Consider the following 20,476-nt stretch of genomic DNA (forward strand, 5'->3'; position numbering starts at 1 on the left):
GCTATCATTACGGTAAAGGCAGCTCATCATGAGCTGCCTTTTTTGTGTTTTTCTGCATACGTTATATAATATGAGAAACGTAACGATATGCCTTTTTGCAAAAGCAGGTTTTATGCTTGTGCAAAGTGGAAATAATAGAGATAGAGCGATACAGTTGAAAAATTTTGCGAAACACCTTATAGTAAGATTAAAGTCAAATATAGTCAAAGTCAATAAAGGAGGGGGTTGAGTGGGACATAATATTTCTGACATCATTGAACAGTACTTGAAACAAGTATTAGATCAAAATGGCAAAGAAATTTTAGAGATCAAACGCAGTGAAATCGCTGATAAATTTCAATGTGTTCCTTCCCAAATAAATTATGTCATCAACACCAGATTTACAAGTGAAAGAGGATATATTGTTGAAAGTAAACGGGGAGGCGGCGGTTATATTCGTATTATCAAAATTAAAATGAATAACGAAGTCGTCCTCATCAATAATATTATTTCGCAGATTCATACCCACTTGTCCCAGGCAGCCTCTGATGACATTATTCTCAGACTGTTAGAGGACGGAGTTATTTCGGAAAGAGAAGCTAAAATGATGGTGAGTGTAATGGATCGTTCAGTTCTATATATTGATTTGCCCGAACGGGATGAACTAAGAGCCAGAATGATGAAAGCAATGCTCACATCTTTAAAACTAAAGTAAGCGGGTGAAAAGATTGATTTGTCAAGAATGCAATGAGAGACCGGCCACTTTTCACTTTACGAAAGTTGTTAATGGAGAAAAACAAGAAGTTCATATTTGTGAACAATGTGCAAAAGAAAATAGCGATTCATACAGTATAAGTGGAAACCAAGGGTTCTCGATCCATAATTTATTATCAGGGCTGCTGAATATGGAGTCTTCATTTCAAAACACCGGTTCTCAAATGTTCGGCTACTCAGAGCAAGGCACAGCTTGTAAGAAATGCGGTATGACGTTTCAGCAGCTGAGAAAAACAGGGCGTTTCGGCTGTGCGGAATGTTACGATACGTTCTACAGCCAAATTACGCCGATCTTGCGAAAAGTTCACAGCGGGAATACGGTGCATGCCGGGAAAATTCCAAAACGAATAGGCGGAAACCTGCATGTAAGACGGCAAATGGAAATGTTAAAAAAAGAACTTGAATCTTTAATACACCACGAAGAGTTTGAAAGAGCAGCGGAGGTCAGGGATCAGATCCGATCGTTAGAGCAGAAGTTAAAAAGTAAAGACAGTGAGGGGGAACAAGGGTAATGTCGCTCAAGCATTTTATTCAGGACGCACTAAGCAATTGGATGAAGCAAAAGGGACCTGAAAGTGACATTGTACTCAGCAGCCGTATACGGTTGGCCCGAAACTTTGAAAATATAAAGTTTCCCGCCCGGTATACGAATGAAGAAGCCTCATCCATCATTCAGCAATTCGAAGATCATTTTTCAGGAAAAGAACTGCCTGATATCGGTCAATTTCATTTAATCAGAATGAGTGAAGCTCAGCCTTTGGAAAAACGGGTGCTGATGGAGAAACATCTGATCAGTCCTAATTTAACGGAATCTCCTTTTGGCGGCTGTCTGCTTTCTGAAAATGAAGAAGTCAGCATTATGTTAAATGAAGAAGATCATATCAGAATTCAATGCCTCTTCCCCGGCTTCCAGCTTCTCAATGCCATAAAAGCGGCGAACCAGGTTGATGACTGGATTGAGGAGAAAGTGGATTACGCCTTTGGAGAGAAAAGAGGGTACTTAACAAGCTGTCCTACAAATGTAGGGACGGGACTAAGGGCTTCAGTCATGATGCATTTGCCGGGCCTTGTATTAACTAGGCAAATGAATCGAATTATACCGGCAATTAATCAATTAGGTTTAGTTGTTAGAGGAATTTACGGTGAAGGCAGCGAAGCATTAGGAAATATCTTTCAAATTTCAAATCAAATCACACTCGGAAAATCAGAACAGGACATTGTAGATGATTTAAACAGTGTGGCTGCCCAGCTGATTGAGCAGGAACGTTCAGCCCGAGAAGCGCTTTACCAAACCTCGAAAATTGAATTGGAGGACCGGGTATTCAGATCTTACGGCGTTTTATCCAACTGCCGTATGATTGAATCAAAGGAAACGGCGAAATGCCTTTCTGACGTTCGGCTGGGGATAGACCTGGGGATCATTAAAGGGCTATCAAGCAATATACTTAATGAACTGATGATTTTGACACAGCCGGGTTTTCTCCAGCAATATTCGGGCGGTGCATTACGGCCGAACGAAAGAGACGCGAGAAGAGCGGCTCTTATCAGGGAAAGGCTGCATTTAGAAATGAGTGCAAATAGACAGGAGGATGATTCGATATGATGTTTGGAAGGTTTACAGAGCGAGCTCAAAAGGTATTGGCACTGGCACAGGAAGAAGCACTGCGCTTAGGCCATAACAATATTGGAACTGAACATATCTTATTAGGTCTGGTTCGTGAAGGAGAAGGGATTGCGGCTAAAGCACTCCAAGCACTCGGACTCGGTTCGGATAAAATTCAGAAAGAAGTGGAGAGCTTAATCGGACGGGGACAGGAAATGTCTCAAACGATTCATTATACGCCAAGAGCAAAAAAAGTCATTGAGCTCAGCATGGATGAAGCCAGAAAGCTAGGACATTCTTATGTGGGAACAGAACACATACTTCTCGGACTGATTCGTGAAGGAGAAGGCGTAGCGGCGAGAGTTCTGAATAATCTCGGTGTCAGCTTGAATAAGGCGAGACAGCAAGTGCTGCAGCTTCTGGGAAGCAATGAGACGGGATCTTCTGCATCCGGTACGAACAGCAATGCAAACACGCCGACGCTGGACAGTCTGGCGCGTGATTTAACTGCGATTGCGAAGGAAGACAGTCTTGATCCGGTTATCGGCCGAAGCAAAGAAATTCAGCGTGTTATTGAGGTATTAAGCCGCAGAACGAAGAATAACCCCGTTCTTATCGGAGAACCGGGTGTAGGTAAAACTGCGATTGCTGAAGGCCTCGCACAGCAGATCATCAATAATGAAGTGCCGGAAATTTTACGTGATAAACGCGTAATGACATTAGACATGGGTACGGTTGTAGCCGGTACGAAATACCGCGGAGAATTTGAAGACCGCTTGAAAAAAGTAATGGATGAAATACGTCAGGCCGGCAATATTATTTTATTCATTGACGAACTGCATACACTGATCGGAGCGGGGGGAGCAGAAGGTGCGATTGACGCGTCGAATATCTTAAAACCTTCGCTGGCCCGCGGAGAGCTTCAATGCATCGGTGCGACAACGCTTGATGAATACCGTAAATATATCGAAAAAGACGCCGCTCTCGAGCGCCGTTTCCAGCCGATTCAGGTCGATCAGCCCTCAGCCGATGAAAGCATTCAAATTTTAAAAGGACTCCGTGACCGCTATGAGGCGCATCACCGCGTATCCATTACCGATGAAGCGATTGAAGCGGCGGTAAAATTGTCCGACCGTTATATTTCTGACCGCTTCCTTCCGGATAAAGCGATCGATTTAATTGATGAAGCCGGTTCAAAAGTGCGTCTCCGTTCGTTCACAACACCTCCGAACTTAAAAGAGCTTGAGCAGAAACTCGATGAAGTTCGCAAGGAAAAAGACGCTGCCGTTCAGAGCCAGGAGTTTGAAAAAGCGGCTTCCCTTCGTGATACGGAGCAGCGCCTGAGAGAACAGGTGGAAGACACGAAAAAAACATGGAAAGAAAAACAAGGCCAGGAGAACTCCGAAGTTTCTGTAGAGGATATCGCGATGGTTGTATCCAGCTGGACCGGGGTGCCTGTATCTAAAATTGCCCAAACGGAAACAGATAAGCTTCTCAATATGGAAAACATTCTGCACTCCCGCGTCATCGGCCAGGATGAAGCTGTTGTAGCTGTTGCAAAGGCTGTCAGACGTGCAAGAGCCGGTCTGAAGGACCCGAAACGCCCGATTGGTTCATTCATCTTCCTAGGCCCTACAGGCGTTGGGAAGACAGAGCTGGCAAGAGCGCTAGCGGAATCCATTTTCGGTGATGAGGAAGCGATGATCAGAGTGGATATGTCCGAATACATGGAGAAACACTCAACTTCACGTCTTGTCGGTTCTCCTCCGGGATATGTCGGCTATGATGAAGGCGGCCAGCTGACAGAAAAAGTGAGAAGAAAACCTTACTCTGTCGTACTGCTTGATGAAATTGAAAAAGCGCACCCTGATGTGTTTAACATACTCCTGCAAGTGCTTGAAGACGGACGCTTGACTGATTCAAAAGGACGCACTGTGGATTTCCGCAACACGATCCTGATTATGACGTCAAACGTCGGAGCGAGCGAGCTGAAACGCAACAAATATGTGGGCTTCAATGTGCAGGATGAATCACAAAACCATAAAGACATGAAAGACAAAGTCATGGGAGAGCTGAAGCGTGCCTTCAGACCTGAGTTTATCAACCGGATTGACGAAATTATCGTCTTCCACTCCCTTGAGAAAAAACACCTTACAGACATAGTGTCGCTTATGTCTGATCAGTTAACAAAACGTCTGAAAGAACAAGATCTCTCTATCGAGCTGACGGATGCTGCAAAAGCAAAAGTGGCAGAAGAGGGCGTCGATTTGGAATACGGCGCACGTCCGTTAAGAAGAGCGATTCAAAAGCATGTGGAGGACCGGTTATCAGAAGAACTCCTCAGAGGCAATATTGATAAAGGCCAGCACATTGTTCTTGATGTTGAGGACGGCGAATTTGTCGTAAAAACAACTGCTAAAACGAACTAATATAGTGACAAACATGAGGCATACGTAAGTAAGTGTATGCCTCACTTTGTTATATAGAGAAATATTCGATAAGGAAGAGGTCTTACAACATATATGGCTAAATCAAAAACAAAATTCATCTGCCACTCATGCGGATATGAATCCGCAAAATGGATGGGAAAGTGCCCGGGCTGCGGGGCTTGGAATACAATGGTGGAAGAAACCATAAAAAAAGCGCCGGCGAATCGGCGGGCGGCTTTCTCCCACTCCGTTCAAACCGTCCAGAAACCATCACCCATTTCATCAATTGAAACATCGGAAGAACCCCGCGTCCAAACAAAGCTCGAAGAATTCAACAGAGTGCTTGGCGGCGGCGTTGTGAAAGGCTCGTTAGTATTAATCGGCGGCGATCCCGGGATCGGAAAATCAACGCTCCTTCTCCAAGTATCCGCACAATTAGCAGATACGGCTGGCAGCGTGCTTTACATTTCAGGGGAAGAATCCGTGAAGCAAACGAAGCTGCGCGCCGACAGACTTGGAATCAACAGCCAAATGTTACATGTTTTATCTGAAACCGATATGGAGTATATTTCGTCTGCTATACAAGAGATGAAACCCGCATTTGTTGTCGTAGACTCCATTCAGACCGTTTACCAAAGTGATATCACCTCAGCTCCCGGCAGTGTATCACAAGTAAGAGAGTGTACGGCCGAATTGATGAAAATCGCGAAAACAAACGGCATACCTATTTTTATCGTCGGGCACGTCACAAAAGAAGGATCGATCGCAGGGCCGAGATTGCTTGAGCACATGGTCGATACCGTTCTATACTTTGAAGGAGAGCGGCACCATACATTCCGTATTTTGCGGGCCGTAAAAAACCGTTTCGGCTCCACAAATGAAATGGGCATCTTTGAAATGCGGGAAGAGGGGCTTACGGAAGTGCTGAACCCTTCTGAAATTTTCTTGGAAGAGCGTTCTGCCGGGGCATCGGGTTCGAGTATCGTTGCGTCAATGGAAGGAACGAGACCGATCCTGGTTGAAATCCAGGCGCTCATATCACCGACCAGTTTTGGAAACCCGCGCCGCATGGCTACAGGCATTGACCACAACAGGGTATCGTTAATTATGGCTGTGCTTGAGAAGCGGGTGGGTCTTTTGCTTCAAAATCAAGATGCGTATTTAAAGGTCGCCGGCGGGGTCAAACTGGATGAACCGGCGATTGATTTGGCAGTAGCCGTCAGCATTGCTTCAAGCTTCAGAGATACACCGCCGAATCCCGCAGATTGCTTTATCGGTGAAGTGGGTCTGACAGGAGAAGTCCGCAGGGTGTCAAGAATCGAACAGCGCGTAAAGGAAGCGGCGAAACTCGGCTTCAAGCGCATGATCATACCTGAGGCGAATGCAGACGGGTGGACAATACCAAAAGGGATTGAGGTTGTCGGAGTAGCAAATGTTGCAGAAGCGCTTCGTACTTCATTAGGAGGATCATAATAGATGGAAAAAGAGAAAAAAGGGGCGAAACAAGAGCTTGACCTGTCTGCAATTCTGCAGTTCGTTGCACCGGGCACCCCGCTCAGAGCCGGGATAGAGAATGTACTTCGGGCAAATACAGGCGGCCTGATTGTTGTCGGATACAATGATAAGGTAAAGCAAGTCGTGGATGGCGGTTTTCATATTAATACATCATTTGCGCCCGCTCACTTATACGAGCTGGCCAAAATGGACGGTGCCATTATTTTAAGTGATTCCGGCCAGAAAATTCTTTATGCGAATACGCAGCTTATGCCGGAAGCGACCATTTCTTCTTCAGAAACGGGAATGAGGCACCGTACGGCGGAACGGGTGGCGAAGCAGACCGGCTGTCTCGTCATCGCCATTTCAGAGCGCAGAAATGTCATTACGTTATATCAGGACAGCATGAAGTACACACTAAAGGACATAGGATTTATTTTAACAAAGGCAAATCAGGCCATTCAAACGCTTGAGAAGTATAAAACCATTTTAGACAAAACGATTACGGCTTTAAACGCATTAGAGTTTGAGGAGCTTGTGACATTCAGTGACGTGCTGTCCGTCATGCATCGATATGAAATGGTGCTCCGAATAAAAAATGAAATCAATATGTATATTAAAGAACTCGGAACGGAAGGCCACTTAATCCGTCTGCAGGTGATTGAACTGATTACGGACATGGAAGAAGAGGCGGCACTTTTCATCAAAGACTATGTCAAAGAAAAAATCAAAGATCCGTTCGTGCTGTTAAAAGAGCTTCAGGATATGTCCAGCTATGATCTGCTTGATGATTCCATTCTGTTTAAGCTGCTTGGATATCCGGCTTCTACCAATATTGATGATTATGTGCTCCCGAGAGGATACAGGCTGCTGAACAAAATTCCGCGTCTGCCGATGCCGATTGTTGAAAATGTGGTTGAGGCGTTCGGATTTTTGCCAAGCATAACGGAAGCCACTGTAGAAGAGCTTGATGATGTTGAGGGTATCGGCGAAGTGCGCGCCAAAAAAATCAAAAAAGGCTTAAAACGTCTTCAGGAAAAACACTATATAGATAGACAGCTTTAAGAATCGCTTAAACCTGTCGGAATCCGGGTATATTATTGTTAGTTTTTGTTTATTCTGAATTTGTAGGCTCTGACAGTCTGCTGAAAAAATGCTACTTAAAAGGAGGTGGAGGTATGTTAAAACGAATAGTTCAGGCGTTCTTCATTATTGTGGGCGGCGTTGTCGGTATCTTTTTAATACCTGAATTGTTTGTGCTGTCAAATATACAGGACATACCTTTAATAACAAACGCATATACGTCTGCTGCAATTGGTGCTATTATCTTTTTTCTCATCAGTATATGGACGACAGAATATGTGATTAATTGGGTAAAATGGATTGAAGATTCTTTGCTGAGAGCTCCGGTGCCGGATCTGTTATTCGGGAGTCTCGGATTGGTTTTTGGACTTATCATCGCATATCTCATTGTAAACGTGATTCCGCTGGACAATATTCCGTACCGTATATTCAGCACCATCATTCCGGTCTTTCTGGCTTTCTTTCTCGGTTACCTGGGCTTCCAAGTCGGATTTAAGAAAAAGGATGAACTGATCAGTCTTTTCTCCATTTCTGCAAGAATGCAGAAGAAAAAGGGAAGTGCTGATGAGGAGCAGGAGGAACAGGATAAAAGGCTGAAAATCTTGGATACAAGTGTTATTATTGATGGGAGAATTGCAGATATTTGTCAGACGGGCTTTTTAGAAGGCGTCATTGTCATTCCTCAATTTGTGCTGGAGGAATTACAGCATATCGCTGATTCTTCAGATGTTTTAAAACGTAACAGAGGACGCCGCGGACTGGATATCTTGAATCGCATTCAAAAGGAACTGGATATTACGGTTGAAATTTATGAAGGCGACTTCGAGGACATTCAGGAGGTTGACAGCAAGCTTGTCAAACTTGCGAAGCTGACATCCGGCGTCGTTGTGACGAATGATTTTAATTTAAATAAAGTATGTGAGCTTCAGAAGGTTGCGGTACTGAATATTAATGACCTTGCAAACGCGGTGAAGCCGGTTGTGCTTCCGGGCGAAGAGATGAATGTGCAGGTGATTAAGGACGGGAAAGAGCATAATCAAGGTGTGGCTTACTTGGATGACGGGACGATGATTGTTGTGGAAGAAGGCCGCAATTATATAGGGAAACATATTGATGTGCTCGTAACCAGCGTACTGCAGACAGCGGCGGGACGAATGATTTTTGCCAAGCCCAAGCTGCTTGAGAAAGCTCTTTAAGAGGGAGTTTATATGGAGTATGTTGTCGTTATTCCGGCTGCCGGACAAGGAAAAAGGATGAAGGCCGGGAAAAATAAGCTGTTCATCAGCTTAAAAGGTGCGCCTGTTATTATACACACACTGCGGGTTTTTGAAAGCCACGCACCCTGTCAGAAAATAATCTTGGTGATAAACGAGAGTGAACGGGAAGATTTTCGACAGCTGCTGGCCCAATTTCCGATTCAGACGGAAATTGAGCTTGTTACCGGGGGTGCGGAGCGTCAGCACAGTGTATACGAAGGACTGAAAGTGATTGATAAGGAATCGGTCGTCCTTGTTCATGACGGAGCGCGCCCGTTTGTCACACATCAGCATATCGATAAGCTCGTGGAAACAGCAGAGGAGGCGGGAGCGGCTGTCCTGGCTGTTCCTGTGAAAGACACGATAAAACGGGCGGAAGGCTCCCGGGTTGCGGAGACCTTTGATCGTTCAAGCTTGTGGGCCGTTCAAACGCCGCAAGCTTTTCGTCTTTCTTTATTGAAGACGGCGCATATGGAAGCGGAAAACAAAGGCTTCTTAGGGACGGATGACGCCAGCCTCGTCGAGCGTCTTGATGGATATCAGGTGAGTATCGTTGAAGGCAGCTATACCAATATTAAGCTGACAACGCCGGATGACCTGATATTTGCGGAAGCAATCATGAAAGCGGAAAGTGGGAATCATAATGTTTAGAATCGGACAAGGATTTGATGTGCATCAATTAACGGAAGGCCGTCCTCTCATCATCGGCGGAATTGAAATTCCTTATGAAAAGGGGCTGCTCGGACATTCAGATGCTGATGTATTGCTGCATACAGTCGCAGACGCGTGTCTCGGAGCGGCAGGTGAAGGAGATATCGGCAAGCATTTCCCGGATACTGATCCGGAATTCAAGGATGCGGACTCTTTTAAGCTGCTTCAGCATGTCTGGAACATTGTAAAAGAAAAAGGGTACGTACTCGGAAATATAGACTGCACGATTATTGCGCAAAAGCCGAAAATGGCGCCGCATATTGATGCTATGAGAAAACGGATAGCGGAAGGCCTTGAGGCAGACGTCTCTCAAGTAAACGTAAAAGCGACGACGACAGAAAAGCTCGGGTTTACCGGAAGAGCCGAAGGAATTGCCGCTCAGGCGACCGTTCTGATCCAAAAAGCCTGATCATTGTTTTGATGCCCGGTCTATTTGGTGGTAGAATAGATACATATATTCGGCTAGAGGCTACAGACGAGATGAAAGGAAGTATTTGAACATGGGAAATGAAGTACGCGTTCGTTATGCACCGAGTCCGACCGGACATTTGCATATCGGTAACGCCAGAACGGCGCTTTTTAACTATTTATTTGCCCGCAGCCAAGGCGGAAAGTTTATTATCCGGATTGAGGATACGGACAAAAAGCGAAATATTGAAGGCGGAGAGCAAAGCCAGCTCAACTATTTGAAATGGCTCGGCATGGACTGGGATGAAAGTGTGGATATCGGCGGAGAATACGGCCCGTACCGCCAGTCTGAGCGTAACGACATTTACAAAAAGTACTATGAAGAGCTTCTTGAAAAAGGGCTTGCTTATAAATGTTTCTGTACGGAAGAAGAACTTGAGAAAGAACGTGAAGAGCAAATCGCCCGCGGGGAAATGCCGCGCTATTCCGGCAAACACAGAAACCTGACTCAGGAAGAGCAGGAGCAGTTTTTAGCCGAAGGCAGACAGCCGAGCATCCGTTTCCGCGTGCCGGAAGGGAAAATCATCGCATTTAACGATATCGTAAAAGGCGAGATTTCTTTTGAATCAGACGGCATCGGCGACTTTGTCATCGTCAAAAAAGACGGAACACCGACGTATAACTTTGCCGTCGCGATTGACGATTACTTAATGAAAATGACGCACGTGCTCCGCGGTGAGGATCACATTTCAAATACACCGAAACAGATCATGATTTTCCAGGCATTCGGCTGGGATGTTCCTGTCTTCGGACATATGACGCTTATCGTAAACGAAAGCCGCAAAAAATTAAGTAAACGTGATGAATCAATTATCCAGTTTATTGAGCAGTATGATGAGCTGGGTTACCTGCCTGAAGCGCTGTTTAACTTTATCGGACTTCTCGGCTGGTCTCCCGTCGGTGAAGAAGAGCTTTTCACAAGAGAACAATTCATTGAAATTTTTGATGTGAATCGTTTGTCTAAGTCACCGGCTCTGTTTGATATGCATAAACTGAAATGGGTCAACAACCAATACGTCAAAGCGCTGGATCTTGATCAAGTGGTTGAGCTGACCCTGCCGCACCTGCAAAAAGCAGGAAAAGTCGGCACTGAGCTTTCTGCCGAGGAGCAGGAATGGGTTCGTAAATTAATTTCTCTTTACCATGAGCAATTGAGCTACGGCGCTGAAATTGTCGAGCTGACTGATTTGTTCTTTAAAGATGAGATCGAGTATAATCAAGAGGCAAAAGCCGTTCTGGAAGAGGAACAGGTGCCTGAAGTGCTCAGCGTATTTGCTGCGAAGCTTGAAGAGCTTGAAGAATTTACGCCTGAGCTGATCAAAGCCTCAATCAAAGCTGTTCAGAAAGAAACAGGTCATAAAGGCAAAAAGCTGTTCATGCCGATTCGCGTAGCGGTTACCGGTCAGACACACGGTCCTGAGCTTCCGCAGGCCATTGAGCTGATCGGCAGAGAAACAGCCGTCAGACGCCTGAAAAGCATTTAAATATACGATTGTTGACAGGGAAGAGTATAAAACAATGACCATTACAGAAAGAATCTTCATCGGCTGAGAGAGATTCATGCGTCATGTTTTAGAAGTGCGCCCTTAAGACCTTTGAAGAACATTTCTGCGGAAATCAGTATTTAAAGGCGGCCGCCGCCGTTACCGGCTTTTAAGTTGGGAAAACAGTGACTTGTTTTTCAAACAGAGTGGAACCGCGCGGTAAAAGCGTCTCTGTCATGTTTACATGCAGAGGCGCTTTTTTTATAGGCGGAAAAACAGACTGGAGCGGGGAGAGAATGGGGGGAAGCATGTGTTTTTTAAAATGCTAAAAGAAGACATAGATACAGTGTTCGATCAAGATCCGGCAGCAAGAAGCTATTTCGAAGTTGTTTTAACTTATTCTGGTTTACATGCTATATGGGCGCATCGGATTGCACATGCTTTATATAAACGGAGATTTTTCTTCCTGGCGCGCCTGATATCACAGATTGCCCGTTTCTTTACCGGAATTGAAATCCATCCCGGCGCGACCATCGGGAGAAGGTTTTTCATTGACCACGGTATGGGGGTCGTTATAGGGGAAACATGTGAAATCGGCAATAACGTGACGGTATTCCAAGGTGTCACTCTCGGGGGAACGGGAAAAGAAAAGGGGAAGCGGCATCCGACCATAAAAGATGATGCTTTAATTGCAACCGGAGCGAAGGTGCTCGGCTCTATTACGGTCGGGCAGGGTTCTAAAGTAGGGGCCGGCTCCGTTGTGCTTCGTGATGTTCCCGACTTTTCGACCGTTGTCGGCATACCGGGGAAAGTCGTCATTCAGAACGGAAGAAAAATCAAACGCGATCTCAATCACCAAGACTTGCCCGATCCGGTTGCTGACAGGTTTAGAGCATTGGAGCAGCAGATTTTTGAACTGCAGGCTGAACTGGAAGATAAAAAAGAAAGGATCAACCAAAAATGACCATTACACTTTATAATACATTGACACGGAAAAAGGAAACATTCGTTCCTCTTGAGGAAGGCAAAGTAAAAATGTACGTGTGCGGACCGACTGTATACAACTATATTCATATCGGAAACGCCCGTCCGGCGATTGTGTATGATACCGTACGCAACTATTTAGAGTATAAAGGATACGATGTTCAATACGTATCGAATTTCACCGATGTTGACGACAAACTGATTAAGGCGGCCAACGAGCTCGGCGAGGACGTCCCGACCGTTTCTGAACGGTTCATTAAAGCGTATTTTGAAGACGTGGGCGCCCTCGGATGCCGGAAAGCGGATCTTCACCCCCGGGTCATGGAAAACATGGACGCCATTATTGAATTTGTCAGCGAACTGATTAAAAAAGGCTACGCTTATGAATCAGAAGGCGACGTCTATTTCAAAACAAGGGCCTTCGAAGGGTACGGCAAACTATCTCAGCAATCAATTGATGAACTCAGATCAGGCGCGCGTATCCGTGTCGGCGAGAAGAAAGAGGATGCGCTGGACTTTGCTCTTTGGAAAGCTGCTAAGGACGGAGAAATTTCATGGGATAGCCCTTGGGGAAAAGGCCGCCCTGGCTGGCATATTGAATGCTCCGCAATGGTGAAAAAGTATTTGGGTGACGAAATCGATATTCATGCCGGCGGTCAGGACCTGACATTCCCGCACCATGAAAACGAAATCGCCCAATCTGAAGCATTAACAGGCAAGACATTCGCAAAATACTGGCTTCACAACGGATATATCAATATCGATAATGAGAAAATGTCAAAATCGCTCGGCAACTTTGTTTTGGTGCACGATATCATTAAGCAATATGACCCGCAGCTTTTGAGATTTTTCATGCTGTCCGTTCATTACCGCCACCCGATCAACTATTCGGAAGAGCTGCTTGAGAAAACAAAAAACGCGTTTAACCGCCTGAAGACGGCCTACAGTAATTTAAACCATCGTTTGATTAGCAGCACGAATCTGACTGACAATGATGAGGAATGGCTCGCTAAAATCGAAGAGCACCGCACTGCGTTTGAAGAAGCAATGGATGATGATTTTAATACGGCGAATGCGATTTCCGTTTGGTTTGATCTGGCGAAGCTCGCCAATTACTACATGCAGGAAGACAATACGGCGGATCACGTCATTAAAGCCTTTATCAGCATGTTTGACAGAATCGGATCTGTTCTCGGACTTACGCTCGGCGAAGAAGAGCTTGTCGACGAAGAGATTGAAGAGTTGATTGAGAAGAGAAATGAAGCCCGCCGCAATCGCGATTTTGCTTTGTCAGACCAGATTCGCGATCAGCTGAAAAGCATGAATATCATTCTTGAAGATACGGCCCAGGGAACTCGCTGGAAGCGGGGAGAGTAAGCGGATGCTTCAATTTGAACAAATCAAAGATTCAAAGCAGTTAAACGGTCTTGCGCTTGCTTATATGGGTGATGCCATTTTTGAAATATACGTCCGGCATCACCTGCTTAAGCAGGGCTTTACGAAACCGAATGACCTTCATAAGAAGGCGAGCCGGATTGTATCGGCAAAATCACAGGCAGACATATTGTTCCGCCTTCAGGACGAATCCTTTTTCACGGAGGAAGAGGAAGCCGTGCTGAGAAGAGGCAGAAACGCGAAATCAGGGACGACGCCTAAAAACACAGATGTACAGACGTACCGCCATAGTACAGCTTTTGAGGCTTTACTCGGATACCTTTTTCTTGAGAAAAGAGAAGAAAGACTGAATCAGCTGATTGCTGAGGCTATACAAGTCGGGACGTCAGGGAGGAAAACAAATGAGTCAGCAACATGATTACGTCATAGGAAAAAACGCGGTGATTGAGACGTTGAAGTCAGATCGCAAGCTGTATAAGTTATGGATGGCGGAAAACACAGTAAAAGGACAGGCCCAGCAAGTTATGGAGCTTGCTAAAAAGCGCGGCGTCACCATTCAATTTGTACCGAGGAAAAAACTCGATCAGATGGTGGAGGGGCAGCATCAGGGTGTTGTCGCCCAGGTGGCGGCATATGAATATGCACAATTAGACGAATTATATAAAAGAGCGGAAGAGAGAAACGAACAGCCTTTCTTTCTCATACTGGACGAGCTGGAAGACCCTCATAATCTCGGTTCCATCATGAGAACGGCTGACGCTGTCGGTGCACACGGCATCGTGATTCCGAAACGCAGAGCGGTCGGACTGACTTCGACGGTCGCAAAAGCTTCGACCGGTGCGATTGAACACATTCCCGTCGTGAAGGTGACCAACCTTGCCCGGACACTTGATGAAATGAAGGAGCGGGGGATTTGGGTCGTCGGAACGGATGCATCCGCCCGGGAAGACTACCGCTCTATGGACGGCAAGATGCCTTTGGCGCTCGTTATCGGAAGCGAAGGCAGAGGAATGGGCCGGCTTGTGAAAGAGAAATGTGATTTTCTCATTAAGCTTCCGATGGCCGGAAAAGTCACGTCTCTGAATGCGTCGGTAGCGGCCGGCCTTCTCATGTATGAAGTCTATCGGAAGCGCAATCCTTTAGGGGAATGAAGACAGATGGACATCCTGTTAGTAGACGGATACAACATGATTGGAGCTTGGCCGCAGCTAAAGGATTTAAAAGCGAACAGTTTTGAAGAAGCGAGAGATGTACTGATCCAGAAGATGGCGGAATATCAGTCCTACACGGGAATCAGAGTCATTGTGGTGTTTGACGCACACCTGGTAAAAGGCATAGAGAAAAAACAAACGAATCACAGAGTCGAAGTGATTTTCACACGGGAGAATGAAACGGCGGATGAGCGGATCGAGAAGCTTGCCCAGGCGCTGAATAATATTGCGACACAGATTCATGTCGCAACCTCCGATTATACGGAGCAGTGGGCGATTTTCGGACAAGGGGCTCTCCGTAAATCCGCCCGGGAGCTCCTGAGGGAAGTGGATACGATAGAACGCCGGATTCAAAGGCGGGTTTCAAAGATCACTTCTGAAAAACCACCGGGTAAAATCGAGCTGTCCGAAGAGGTTTTGAAAACGTTTGAAAAGTGGCGCCGAGGCGGTCTGGATTAGGTTGACGCTTTTTCGCCCATTAATGTATAATATTTCTATCTACGTGCGCCGGGGGGATCGCAGTGAATCTACAGAACAGCAAGGGAAAGTTCAACAAAGTGCAATTTTGCCAGTTGGAGGACGAGCAGGTCATTGAAAAGGTTCATGTTGGGGATAGTGATGCGTTAGATTACTTGATTACGAAGTACCGTAATTTTGTACGGGCGAAAGCAAGGTCTTATTTTTTAATAGGGGCCGACAGAGAAGATATTGTACAGGAAGGGATGATAGGCTTATATAAGTCTATCCGAGACTTTAGAGAGGACAAGCTTACTTCATTTAAAGCTTTTGCAGAATTATGCATTACCCGCCAGATTATTACCGCAATAAAGACAGCTACCCGTCAGAAACACATTCCTTTAAATTCCTATGTTTCTTTAGACAAACCTATTTTTGATGAAGAATCTGACAGAACACTGCTTGATGTCATTTCAGGCGCTAAAACGTTAAATCCTGAAGAGATGATTATTAATCAGGAAGAATTTGATGATATCGAAATGAAAATGGGAGAACTGCTGAGCGATCTGGAGAGAAAGGTGCTTGTTTTGTACTTGGACGGAAGAAGTTACCAAGAGATTTCAGATGACTTAAACCGACACGTAAAATCAATCGATAATGCCCTGCAGCGCGTGAAGCGCAAGCTTGAAAAGTATTTAGAAATAAGAGAGATCAGCCTGTAGCAGGTTTCTGTGTCATATTGACAGAATTTTTCTGACTGTGCTATTTTATTAAGATAAATGAATGTTTAGGAAAAGGTGTAACGACATGAGAAAAAAGATTACGCTGGCATGCAAAACATGCGGAAATCGTAATTATACGACAATGAAAAGCTCTGCATCAGCGGCTGAGCGGTTAGAAGTTAAGAAGTACTGCAGCACTTGCAATTCACATACAGCTCATTTAGAAACAAAATAGTGTTCGCTTTTTAAATTGTGGAGGTCTTTTACATGCGCATGATGAGTTTCTTTAAAGATGTTGGGAAAGAAATGAAAAAGGTTAGCTGGCCTAAAGGCAAAGAGTTAACGCGCTATACGATCACGGTGATTTCAACGGTTATCTTTTTTGTTATCTTTTTTGCCCTCCTTGATACAGGAATTTCTCAATTAATTCGTTTAATAGTTGAATAATGATCAGCAATACGTGCTATAATAGATCATAATATCGTTTGCCAAAACCCGTTCAGCGGGTTTTTTATTGTGTTGTTGAAAAAAGGATTCATAGGCCCTGAGCCTATTTTTTGTTTTACACTTCATTTTTAAATGCGGGGAGGGAAGGACTGCAGAGTCCTGATAGAATGGAAAAGAATTGGTATGTTGTTCATACGTATTCCGGTTATGAAAACAAAGTAAAAGCGAACCTTGAAAAACGTGTGGAATCAATGGGAATGCAGGATAAAATTTTCCGCGTTGTCGTCCCTGAAGAAGAAGAGACTGATATTAAGAACGGCAAGAAAAAAGTAGTCAAAAAGAAAGTGTTCCCGGGTTATGTGCTTGTTGAAATCGTCATGACTGATGATTCCTGGTATGTGGTCCGCAACACGCCGGGCGTTACCGGATTCGTCGGATCAGCCGGTTCAGGCTCAAAGCCGACTCCGCTTCTTCCTGGCGAAGCGGAAACCATCTTAAAACGCATGGGCATGGATGAGCGGAAAACCGACATTGATTTTGAATTGAATGAGACAGTCAAAGTCATAGACGGACCTTTCGCCAACTTTACAGGATCAATTGAAGAGATTGATTATGATAAGAGCAAAGTGAAAGTATTCGTTAACATGTTCGGCCGTGAAACGCCGGTTGAACTGGAATTTACCCAGATCGACAAATTGTAATGTGAAAAAACTTGAAATTGCTATATATTAATGATAATATAGCAAAGGTACGTCTTGGACTAATCCAAGGCAGCTAGCTTGATATTTCGTCATTCATATAAAGAATGAAACCTTGAGTGGGAGGGTTTACCCTATTACCACATCACGGACTTAAGGAGGTGTGTCTCGTGGCTAAAAAAGTAGTAAAAGTTGTAAAATTGCAAATTCCTGCTGGAAAAGCTAACCCAGCGCCGCCAGTTGGACCTGCACTAGGTCAAGCCGGTGTAAATATCATGGGATTCTGTAAGGAGTTTAACGCTCGTACAGCTGACCAAGCTGGTTTAATCATTCCTGTTGAAATTTCGGTTTACGAAGACCGTTCATTTACATTTATTACAAAAACTCCGCCTGCTGCAGTATTGCTTAAAAAAGCAGCTGGAATTGAGTCTGGTTCTGGTGAACCAAACCGTAATAAAGTGGCAACCGTTAAGCGCGATAAGGTTCGCGAAATCGCTGAAACGAAAATGCCTGACTTAAACGCAGCAGACGTTGAAGCGGCAATGCGCATGGTTGAAGGTACTGCCCGCAGTATGGGTATCGTTATCGAGGATTAATTTGTTTCTTGTCGGGTTGCGAGTTTTCACAAGTTCGCAACCCTTATTCGTGGGAGGTTATTCCGCTATAACCACATAAGGAGGAAATTTTAAAATGGCTAAAAAAGGTAAAAAGTACGTTGAAGCTGCGAAGCTTGTAGACCGTGCGAAAGCTTATGATGTCGCTGAAGCAGTGGCGCTTACTAAAAAAACAAACACAGCTAAATTTGACGCTACAGTTGAAGTTGCTTTTCGTTTAGGGGTTGACCCTCGTAAAAACGATCAGCAAATCCGCGGTGCAGTTGTACTTCCTAACGGAACTGGTAAAACTCAGCGCGTGCTTGTATTCGCTAAAGGCGAAAAAGCAAAAGAAGCTGAAGCTGCCGGTGCAGACTACGTTGGCGATTCTGATTACATCGCGAAAATCCAGCAAGGCTGGTTCGAATTCGATGTAATCGTTGCGACTCCTGACATGATGGGTGAAGTCGGTAAAATCGGCCGTGTACTTGGACCAAAAGGTCTTATGCCAAACCCTAAAACAGGAACTGTTACATTCGAAGTGGAAAAAGCAATCGGCGAAATCAAAGCTGGTAAAGTAGAATACCGCGTTGACAAAGCTGGTAACATCCATGTTCCGATCGGAAAAGTTTCTTTCGAGGATGAAAAACTTGTTGAGAACTTCACAACAATGTATGATACAATCCTGAAAGCAAAACCGGCTGCGGCTAAAGGTGTTTACGTGAAAAACGTTGCCGTTACTTCTACTATGGGCCCTGGTGTCAAAGTAGACGCTTCTACTTTCAACGTAAAATAATATTTGACTTTAGATCAGCATTCTGATATGATTCAAAATGTTGTAAAATATAATATGTCATTTATACCGTAGACAGCAGGGGCCGTTAAGGCTTAATATCCTGCCGAGGTGTATATATATCACAGCTATTACGTTACGTATGCTTGTATATACAGCCTCCATGTCCACATGGAGGCTTTTTATATGAAATCGTCGTCACAGTCGTGATCACCTAGCGGTATAAGTGTTACACAAAATCTACAGGAGGTGTAACCATGAGCAGCGCAATTGATACAAAAAAAGTTGTTGTTGAAGAGATTGCTTCTAAACTGAAAGAAAGCAAATCAACGATCATCGTTGACTACCGCGGACTTAACGTTTCTGAAGTAACTGAACTCCGTAAACAGCTTCGCGAAGCTAACGTAGAGTTCAAAGTGTACAAAAACACAATGACTCGCCGTGCGGTTGAACAAGCTGAACTTGATGGTTTGAATGATGTCTTAACTGGACCGAATGCGATCGCATTCAGTACTGAAGATGTTATCGCTCCGGCAAAAGTTCTTAACGAGTTCGCGAAAAATCACGAAGCTCTGGAAATCAAAGCGGGCGTTATCGAAGGAAAAGTATCTTCTGTTGAAGAAGTGAAAGCTCTTGCTGAACTTCCTTCACGCGATGGCTTACTTTCTATGTTGCTTAGCGTACTTCAAGCTCCAGTTCGCAACCTTGCACTTGCAGCTAAAGCAGTTGCAGACCAAAAGGAAGAACAAGGCGCTTAATCTGATTTTACCCTAAAATAAAACAAATGGAGGAATTTCAAATGGCTTTAAATATCGAAGAAATCATTGCTTCCGTTAAAGAAGCAACTGTACTTGAATTGAACGACCTAGTAAAAGCAATCGAAGAAGAATTTGGCGTAACTGCTGCTGCTCCTGTAGCTGTAGCTGGCGGAGCTGCTGCTGGCGGCGCTGCTGAAGAGCAAAGCGAATTCGACCTTATCCTTGCTGGTGCAGGTTCTCAGAAAATCAAAGTTATCAAAGTTGTTCGTGAAATCACTGGTCTTGGCTTGAAAGAAGCTAAAGAACTTGTTGACAACACTCCAAAACCACTTAAAGAAGGTATTGCGAAAGAAGAAGCTGAAGAGCTTAAAGCTAAACTTGAAGAAGTTGGCGCTTCTGTAGAAGTTAAGTAATCTTCACTTGCCTGTAGGGGAAGCTCGCTTTTATGAGGCGGGCTTTTTCTTTGCTTTTCTTTAAGTGCCATTATAAAAGGAGGTTCTAATAATGAGTGATCACTATTATTCAGAAAAACCTTCAGTTAAAAGCGATAAACAGACATGGTCATTTACACTGCGGAACAGATCTTATACATTCACAAGTGACAGCGGCGTTTTCTCGAAAAAGGAAGTTGATTTCGGTTCGCGTGTCTTAATTGAAGCGTTTGACGAGCCGGAGATCGATGGTGACTTCCTGGATGCAGGCTGCGGTTACGGCCCGATCGGTCTGTCACTCGCCGGTGCATTTACAGACCGGACCGTGCACATGATTGACGTGAATGAAAGAGCCGTAGAGCTGTCAAATGAAAATGCAGAAAAAAACGGAATAAAAAACGTTCGGATTTATCAGAGTGATTTATTTTCAAATATTGATTCTGCTCAAACATTTGCTTCTATTATTACAAACCCCCCAATCCGCGCCGGAAAAAAAGTTGTCCATGCCATTTTTGAAAAAAGCGCTGAGCATTTAAGGGCTTCAGGTGAATTGTGGATCGTTATACAGAAAAAACAGGGCGGGCCTTCTGCCATTGAAAAACTGAAGGAGCTTTTTGACGAAGTTTCTGTGGTTCAAAAAAAGAAAGGCTATTATATCATAAAAGCAAAAAAAGTTTGACTTGAATTTTCAGCTATGTTAATATTGT

24 protein-coding genes, 1 rRNA gene and 2 other annotated features (1 of these 27 only partly in view) are annotated in these 20,476 nt (G+C 44.6%); all 25 genes read left to right on the top strand.

The features are described 5' to 3' along the window. Positions 1 to 2: ribosomal RNA gene (rrf, locus tag NSQ37_RS05870) — 5S ribosomal RNA — on the top strand (it extends 114 nt beyond the left edge of the window). Positions 3 to 229: 227 nt separating this feature from the next. After that, positions 230 to 694 carry a transcriptional regulator CtsR gene (gene ctsR, locus NSQ37_RS05875; RefSeq protein ID WP_003156396.1) on the top strand — a complete coding sequence of 155 codons (465 nt, stop codon included), beginning with the start codon at positions 230 to 232 and terminating at the stop codon, positions 692 to 694. Between the two features lie 13 nt (positions 695 to 707). Then, the gene (locus NSQ37_RS05880; protein WP_007410387.1) at positions 708 to 1,265 is read left to right on the top strand and encodes a UvrB/UvrC motif-containing protein; all 558 of its coding nucleotides are present in this window, start codon (positions 708 to 710) and stop codon (positions 1,263 to 1,265) included. Then, positions 1,265 to 2,356 (top strand): protein arginine kinase, encoded by a 1,092-nt coding sequence (locus tag NSQ37_RS05885; protein WP_003156398.1) that lies wholly within the window; start codon positions 1,265 to 1,267, stop codon positions 2,354 to 2,356. Before NSQ37_RS05880 ends, NSQ37_RS05885 begins: the two co-directional genes overlap by 1 nt. Next, a complete protein-coding gene (gene clpC / locus NSQ37_RS05890; protein WP_015239036.1) occupies positions 2,353 to 4,785 on the top strand; it encodes an ATP-dependent protease ATP-binding subunit ClpC in 2,433 nt (810 codons plus the stop codon). Before NSQ37_RS05885 ends, clpC begins: the two co-directional genes overlap by 4 nt. A gap of 93 nt (positions 4,786 to 4,878) precedes the next feature. Further along, the gene (gene radA / locus NSQ37_RS05895; RefSeq protein ID WP_015239037.1) at positions 4,879 to 6,258 is read left to right on the top strand and encodes a DNA repair protein RadA; all 1,380 of its coding nucleotides are present in this window, start codon (positions 4,879 to 4,881) and stop codon (positions 6,256 to 6,258) included. A gap of 3 nt (positions 6,259 to 6,261) precedes the next feature. Then, complete coding sequence (disA, locus tag NSQ37_RS05900; protein ID WP_007615225.1) at positions 6,262 to 7,344, top strand: DNA integrity scanning diadenylate cyclase DisA; 1,083 nt, start codon at positions 6,262 to 6,264, stop codon at positions 7,342 to 7,344. A 113-nt stretch (positions 7,345 to 7,457) separates the two neighbouring features. Beyond that, complete coding sequence (locus NSQ37_RS05905) at positions 7,458 to 8,558, top strand: PIN/TRAM domain-containing protein (protein ID WP_003156403.1); 1,101 nt, start codon at positions 7,458 to 7,460, stop codon at positions 8,556 to 8,558. Between the two features lie 12 nt (positions 8,559 to 8,570). Next, positions 8,571 to 9,269, top strand: a complete 699-nt coding sequence (gene ispD, locus NSQ37_RS05910; RefSeq protein WP_015239038.1) for a 2-C-methyl-D-erythritol 4-phosphate cytidylyltransferase — start codon at positions 8,571 to 8,573, stop codon at positions 9,267 to 9,269. Continuing rightward, the gene (gene ispF / locus NSQ37_RS05915; protein WP_003156407.1) at positions 9,262 to 9,738 is read left to right on the top strand and encodes a 2-C-methyl-D-erythritol 2,4-cyclodiphosphate synthase; all 477 of its coding nucleotides are present in this window, start codon (positions 9,262 to 9,264) and stop codon (positions 9,736 to 9,738) included. The genes ispD and ispF overlap by 8 nt, the downstream gene beginning before the upstream one ends. A 91-nt stretch (positions 9,739 to 9,829) precedes the next feature. Beyond that, positions 9,830 to 11,281: a glutamate--tRNA ligase gene (gene gltX / locus NSQ37_RS05920; RefSeq protein ID WP_007410392.1), complete on the top strand. Its 1,452-nt coding sequence runs from the start codon at positions 9,830 to 9,832 to the stop codon at positions 11,279 to 11,281. A gap of 2 nt (positions 11,282 to 11,283) precedes the next feature. Continuing rightward, positions 11,284 to 11,517 (top strand) — a binding site (T-box leader). 74 nt (positions 11,518 to 11,591) lie between these two features. Further along, entirely contained in the window at positions 11,592 to 12,245 is a 654-nt protein-coding gene (gene cysE / locus NSQ37_RS05925; protein WP_003156410.1) for a serine O-acetyltransferase, read from the top strand. After that, entirely contained in the window at positions 12,242 to 13,642 is a 1,401-nt protein-coding gene (cysS, locus tag NSQ37_RS05930; RefSeq protein WP_003156411.1) for a cysteine--tRNA ligase, read from the top strand. Before cysE ends, cysS begins: the two co-directional genes overlap by 4 nt. 4 nt (positions 13,643 to 13,646) lie before the next feature. Beyond that, entirely contained in the window at positions 13,647 to 14,078 is a 432-nt protein-coding gene (locus NSQ37_RS05935; RefSeq protein ID WP_003156412.1) for a Mini-ribonuclease 3, read from the top strand. Beyond that, a complete protein-coding gene (gene rlmB / locus NSQ37_RS05940) occupies positions 14,062 to 14,811 on the top strand; it encodes a 23S rRNA (guanosine(2251)-2'-O)-methyltransferase RlmB (protein WP_003156413.1) in 750 nt (249 codons plus the stop codon). Before NSQ37_RS05935 ends, rlmB begins: the two co-directional genes overlap by 17 nt. A 6-nt stretch (positions 14,812 to 14,817) precedes the next feature. Then, positions 14,818 to 15,330 (top strand): ribosome-dependent mRNA decay endonuclease Rae1/YacP, encoded by a 513-nt coding sequence (rae1, locus tag NSQ37_RS05945; protein ID WP_003156414.1) that lies wholly within the window; start codon positions 14,818 to 14,820, stop codon positions 15,328 to 15,330. A 62-nt stretch (positions 15,331 to 15,392) separates the two neighbouring features. Beyond that, complete coding sequence (sigH, locus tag NSQ37_RS05950; RefSeq protein ID WP_003156415.1) at positions 15,393 to 16,049, top strand: RNA polymerase sporulation sigma factor SigH; 657 nt, start codon at positions 15,393 to 15,395, stop codon at positions 16,047 to 16,049. 85 nt (positions 16,050 to 16,134) lie between these two features. Further along, positions 16,135 to 16,284: a 50S ribosomal protein L33 gene (gene rpmG / locus NSQ37_RS05955; protein ID WP_003156421.1), complete on the top strand. Its 150-nt coding sequence runs from the start codon at positions 16,135 to 16,137 to the stop codon at positions 16,282 to 16,284. A 32-nt stretch (positions 16,285 to 16,316) separates the two neighbouring features. Beyond that, on the top strand, positions 16,317 to 16,496 hold the full coding sequence (gene secE, locus NSQ37_RS05960; RefSeq protein ID WP_003156422.1) for a preprotein translocase subunit SecE: 180 nt from the start codon (positions 16,317 to 16,319) through the stop codon (positions 16,494 to 16,496). A 167-nt stretch (positions 16,497 to 16,663) separates the two neighbouring features. Next, positions 16,664 to 17,197, top strand: coding sequence for a transcription termination/antitermination protein NusG (gene nusG / locus NSQ37_RS05965; protein ID WP_003156423.1), 534 nt, complete (start codon positions 16,664 to 16,666; stop codon positions 17,195 to 17,197). A 167-nt stretch (positions 17,198 to 17,364) separates the two neighbouring features. After that, entirely contained in the window at positions 17,365 to 17,790 is a 426-nt protein-coding gene (rplK, locus tag NSQ37_RS05970) for a 50S ribosomal protein L11 (RefSeq protein WP_003156430.1), read from the top strand. Between the two features lie 94 nt (positions 17,791 to 17,884). Next, entirely contained in the window at positions 17,885 to 18,583 is a 699-nt protein-coding gene (gene rplA / locus NSQ37_RS05975; protein WP_003156431.1) for a 50S ribosomal protein L1, read from the top strand. A gap of 48 nt (positions 18,584 to 18,631) precedes the next feature. Beyond that, positions 18,632 to 18,774, top strand: a sequence feature (ribosomal protein L10 leader region). A gap of 63 nt (positions 18,775 to 18,837) precedes the next feature. Further along, on the top strand, positions 18,838 to 19,338 hold the full coding sequence (gene rplJ / locus NSQ37_RS05980) for a 50S ribosomal protein L10 (protein WP_007410396.1): 501 nt from the start codon (positions 18,838 to 18,840) through the stop codon (positions 19,336 to 19,338). A gap of 41 nt (positions 19,339 to 19,379) precedes the next feature. Beyond that, the gene (gene rplL / locus NSQ37_RS05985; RefSeq protein ID WP_003156436.1) at positions 19,380 to 19,751 is read left to right on the top strand and encodes a 50S ribosomal protein L7/L12; all 372 of its coding nucleotides are present in this window, start codon (positions 19,380 to 19,382) and stop codon (positions 19,749 to 19,751) included. 91 nt (positions 19,752 to 19,842) lie between these two features. Next, positions 19,843 to 20,448, top strand: a complete 606-nt coding sequence (locus NSQ37_RS05990) for a class I SAM-dependent methyltransferase (RefSeq protein WP_020955220.1) — start codon at positions 19,843 to 19,845, stop codon at positions 20,446 to 20,448. The last annotated feature ends 28 nt before the right edge of the window (positions 20,449 to 20,476 follow it).

The organism is Bacillus sp. FSL P4-0334, from assembly GCF_038004825.1.
GTDB classification, from domain to species: domain Bacteria; phylum Bacillota; class Bacilli; order Bacillales; family Bacillaceae; genus Bacillus; species Bacillus velezensis.